General features: G+C 38.1%; 4 protein-coding genes. 3 read left to right on the top strand and 1 reads right to left on the bottom strand.

Features of this window, described 5'->3' with window-relative positions; genetic code table 11:
- The first annotated feature begins 43 nt into the window (after positions 1-43).
- Genes E5A76_RS09375 through E5A76_RS09385 form a run of 3 tightly spaced genes read left to right on the top strand, consistent with a single transcriptional unit; the run spans position 44 to position 2,462 of the window.
- On the top strand, positions 44-712 hold the full coding sequence (locus tag E5A76_RS09375; RefSeq protein ID WP_053988335.1) for a response regulator transcription factor: 669 nt from the start codon (positions 44-46) through the stop codon (positions 710-712).
- Positions 684-1,934, top strand: coding sequence for a sensor histidine kinase (locus tag E5A76_RS09380; protein WP_161118755.1), 1,251 nt, complete (start codon positions 684-686; stop codon positions 1,932-1,934). Before E5A76_RS09375 ends, E5A76_RS09380 begins: the two co-directional genes overlap by 29 nt.
- Positions 1,935-1,943: 9 nt before the next feature.
- A complete protein-coding gene (locus tag E5A76_RS09385) occupies positions 1,944-2,462 on the top strand; it encodes a lipocalin family protein (RefSeq protein WP_053988337.1) in 519 nt (172 codons plus the stop codon).
- Positions 2,463-2,500: 38 nt separating this feature from the next.
- Here E5A76_RS09385 and E5A76_RS09390 read toward each other — a convergent pair whose 3' ends face one another.
- Positions 2,501-4,516 carry an EAL domain-containing protein gene (locus E5A76_RS09390; protein WP_161118756.1) on the bottom strand — a complete coding sequence of 672 codons (2,016 nt, stop codon included), beginning with the start codon at positions 4,514-4,516 and terminating at the stop codon, positions 2,501-2,503.
- Between the last annotated feature and the right edge of the window lie 167 nt (positions 4,517-4,683).

Raw genomic sequence — 4,683 nt, forward strand, 5'->3', positions numbered from 1 at the left:
ATATTGCGTTCGTGAAGTATTCGTGAAAAACATAAGGTCAATCGTGAAAATTCTTATTGTTGATGATAACTACCAAATTGTTGAAACTATCTCTGACTATTTAGAGCTTGAAAACAATATTGTTGATTGCGCTTATCATGGCGAAGGCGCCCTAAAACTTATCGAAGATAACCATTATGATGTGATCATCATGGATATCATGATGCCTAAAATTGATGGTATTTCTGCTGTTGAAAAAATACGAGCAGATCTTCTGTGCGGTACGCCTATTCTATTTCTATCCGCCAAAGACACATTAGATGACAAAATCGCTGCATTTAAAGCCGGTGGTGATGATTACTTACTCAAACCTTTTGCCATGGAAGAGTTATGTCTACGTATTCAAGCGCTAGCAAATCGAGGACAGCGTAAAGATATCGGTATTTTACGTTTTGCCGATATTCAAATTAATAACCAAACTGATGAAGTACGTAGAGACGATCAGGTTATTAAGTTAAGCCGTATTCAACTTAAGATTCTTAAGCTACTGATCCGTCAAGCGCCTAACATTGTCACTCGCCAGCAAATCATGGAAACCATCTGGGGTGATGAATCACCATGCAGTGATGCATTACGCAGCCATATTTACGGCTTACGCAACGCCATTGATAAAGGCTTTTCTGAATCACGATTAGAGACTATTCATGGACAAGGTTACCGCATCAAAGCTTAAGCACTATCCAAGTATCTATCGCAAAGTCGGATTGAGTGTCAGTTTCATGGCATTCAGTATGTTTGTGCTTTTTTGGATCGTCATTTATATCGCTGAAAACCAATTAGAAGTGATCAGCCTCCACCATTGGTTAGATAAAGAATCCAGCCAATATGTGATCGACTATGACAAGATGGGCGAACAAGCTCCGCTTCCTAACAATAGTGAATTTAAAAGCTATTGGAGCCTAAAATCATTACCTGAATGGTTAGCACCTTATAATAAACCCGGCTTTTATGAGCATTTACGTGGCACTGAAGATAAACACTTTATTGTGTTTAAACACCCTTCAGGCAAAGGCTTGATGTATGTGGTATATCAAGACGATGCCGATGACTACCTTGATGATTATGAAGATAGCCTCCATTATTTCACCTTTATTTTTGGAGCATTACTTTCATTAATCATGGGAGCATACAGTTTTTACTTTATTCGTTCACTATCGAACCCATTTGCTCAGATCGAGCGAAAAATCGGCCAAATGCAGCCTAGTCATAACGAATTTAGTATTGATACGCAGTACAAAGAAACCCGAGAGATCGAACAAGCGTTACTTGATAGTAAACGTGAAATTGCTAATTACTTTCAGCGGGAAAAAGAGTTCAGTCGCTTTGCCTCTCATGAACTACGTACACCCATTATGATCATTCAAGGCTCAGCGGACTTACTCGATAAAGTGCCTAACCAGCCAAACATTGCTAAAAAAGCCATTAAACGCCTGCACCAAGCAAGTGATGAAATGAAGATCTTAACAGAAACGTTTTTGCTATTAGGTAAGCATGAAATCGAACCTCACCATTTAGTAACTTGCCATCTTGCAGGTGAATTAGAAAAACAATTGGACATTATGGCACCACTGTTTGCTAAGCAAGATGCACAGTACCAATTAAACATTAGCAATCCTTGCACTATTACCGCACCATCAAGTTTTATCACTATTATTATTAATAACTTAATTAAAAATGCATTTAGCTATAGTGTTGGTGACATTATTATCGAGTTAAATGAAGATACCCTTAAAATCACCAACCGTCATGATGGCAATGAGACCTATAATCAAGGATATGGCTGTGGTTTGGTGATTGTGCAACGTATTTGCGAAAAAATGCACTGGCCGTTTTACATCAGTAATGATTACGTCAATTTCAATGTGGAAGTCGAATTTTCATCGCCAACAAATTAAGGAAAGTTAATGGCTATACGAGCACTATTCTTCACAATACTCATGACAGCGCTCAGTGGGTGTACGACAGGCAAACCAGAAACTATCACGCCAGTTTCCTCTTTTGATCTCAATAAGTATCTCGGTACTTGGTATGAAATTGCCCGCCTCGATCATAGCTTTGAGCGTAACTTAGATCATGTCACGGCTACTTACAGCATGAATGACGATGGTAGTGTGAAAGTGATAAATAAGGGATTAAATACACAAACGCAGCAATGGAAAGAAGCAGTAGGAAAAGCCAAATTCGTTCAAACACAAGATATTGGTTACCTAAAAGTTTCGTTTTTTGGCCCTTTCTACGGTAGCTATATCATTTTCTATTTAGAGCCTGACTATTCCACCGCACTGATCAGTAGCTATAACTATGATTATCTCTGGCTATTATCAAGGCATAAACAACTTAGCAAAGAGCAACGTCAAAAGTACCTCATGATTGCTAAACAAGCGGGTTTTGATACTGCTAAGTTAATATTCCCCACTCAATAAAAACAAAGCCACAGTAAGCATGATACTGTGGCTTTTATTTATGCATGAATTTTAGTGCAAGCCCATTTCTGAGCCTCTTCTAATGGCATCGGCTTGGCAAAATAATAACCTTGAATAATATCAATACCGCAACCTGCAACAAACTGCTCTTCAATTTCTGTTTCAACACCTTCAGCCACCAGCACACAACCTGTTACTTCGCTGATTTTAGCCAATAACTGATAAAGGTTTTTCTCTCGCTCATTTTGCGTATTCAATAATAATGAACGATCGAGCTTCACTTTATCAAAGTGGAACTTCAGCAAATGCGGGAAAGACGCATAGCCAGAGCCGAAGTCATCAATGGCAACCGTGATCCCTAATGCTTGTAACGCTTCGATATTTTTTGCGATCTGTTTGTCATTGGTAATAATCGCTTCTTCTGTGATTTCAATTTCTAAACTAGATGGCTCAATCTCGTAAAAACGTAAGCGCTCTAAAACGAAATGAATAATCGCTGGATCGGCAATGCTCTCTGCTGAAATATTCACCGACACTTTACAACCATGCTCAAGCGGCAATTTTTTCATATCGGTTAACACCAGATCAATCACCATTTGATCTAGCTGCTTAATAGCACCCAATTGATAAAAGTCATCAATAAACACGGGGGGAATTAACTTTCCTGTTTTATCTTTATAACGCACCAAAGACTCAAACGATAAATGTGATGGATCATTAACATTAACCTGTGGCTGGTAATGCATCACAAACTCACCATTATTCAGCATATTGTTCACACGACGACTAATATCATGCTTGCTGATGTAACTTCCCATCGCTTTATTCACATCACCTAAAAATGACTTCAGCGTTGAGCTTTCTATTTCAGACTGACGCGTCATTGTCATATTACTTTGACGGCTTCGCCCTACATAATTTAAATAAAATGGACGATAAATCAGTACCCCTAACGTGATCACCACAAACTGGAGTACTACCCCACCAATGCTATTTTGCGTCGCAATATAACCACTGATAAATGGTGGCGTCATCCAGTCAACAATAGTGCCAACATGGTTTACCAAGCCAAGTGACATCGCACTATAAACAACAACAAAGCTAACCAACGGTACAAAAACAAACGGTACGATCAACAACGGGTTAAATATGATAGGTAAACCAAACAACAATAACTCGTTAATATTGAAAATCACTAACGGGATCGCTGAAATCGCCAACGTGATATGGCGGCGATCCTTTGAGAATAATAAAATACAAAGTAATAAACTGATTGTATTACCCGAACCGCCCATTGACATGAAAGCATCGTAAAAACCCTGCCCCAAAATCGGTAACGGCGCATCCCCGGCTTGCCATGCAACTAAATGCAGTTGAGTATCTTCAAATAATTGCTGTTTTGCTCGAAATAGGAAGTTATGTCCATTGATCCCAACAGCCCCTAATAAACCAAGAATAAACTGATAAGCTAATCCGCCAAAAAAGGTCAACGGGTTCAATGCAATATATTGGCTAGCGCCTTTACTTAACTCAATAACATGTTCTGTTAACTTTGCAAGCAGTAGCGTTAATAAAAGAAAACCAAAGAAATGGGCTACGTGCTTATATAGCGTTTTAACAAAATCAATACGCGACGGATCTAATGGAAATAGGCGAAATGATACACAACACATGGCTGAGATCATCGCTGCCAGTAACGCAATTAATGGGTTATTAGGTAAGCTAAAATTAGCTGCCACTAAACCATTTGGCACGGATACAGCAATGAACATTAATAATGAATAAGGCACCACAACCATCGCATTAACGCCATGCTTAGTCGCAATGTAATAACTCGTAATAATGCATAATGTAATAGGATAAATACCTATTAATAAGTTAGAAAAATAAAAAAACTTATTAGCAGCATCTGCAAAATCAGCAATATTTAGAGCATGACCGACGAAAATAGTGATCGCATTACAGATCGTTAACGGTAATAGCAATAAAAAGACGATCGAGATATCTTTAATGTAGTCATTATAGTATGACTTCATTGACGCCATTTTAAGCATATAAAGATGTGCACCTTACAATATTCCAAGGTCGCAAATTATATAGACGGAAAGGTATACAACAACAAAGAAACTGTTAACGAACGTAACAGGCATTAATAGTTATTAATATTCACCTTGTTTAATATAATAATTAAAATAACGAGCAATAAAAAAGCTGAAACCAT

This window comes from Photobacterium lucens, assembly GCF_009873615.1.
Classification (GTDB): Bacteria; Pseudomonadota; Gammaproteobacteria; order Enterobacterales; family Vibrionaceae; genus Photobacterium; species Photobacterium lucens.

What these genes read in the sequence shown, in the direction of transcription:
- E5A76_RS09390 (WP_161118756.1), bottom strand. Translation starts at nt 4,516, where the DNA reads ATGCTTAAAATGGCGTCAATGAAGTCATACTATAATGACTACATTAAA.
- E5A76_RS09385 (WP_053988337.1), top strand. Translation starts at nt 1,944, where the DNA reads ATGGCTATACGAGCACTATTCTTCACAATACTCATGACAGCGCTCAGT.
- E5A76_RS09380 (WP_161118755.1), top strand. Translation starts at nt 684, where the DNA reads ATGGACAAGGTTACCGCATCAAAGCTTAAGCACTATCCAAGTATCTAT.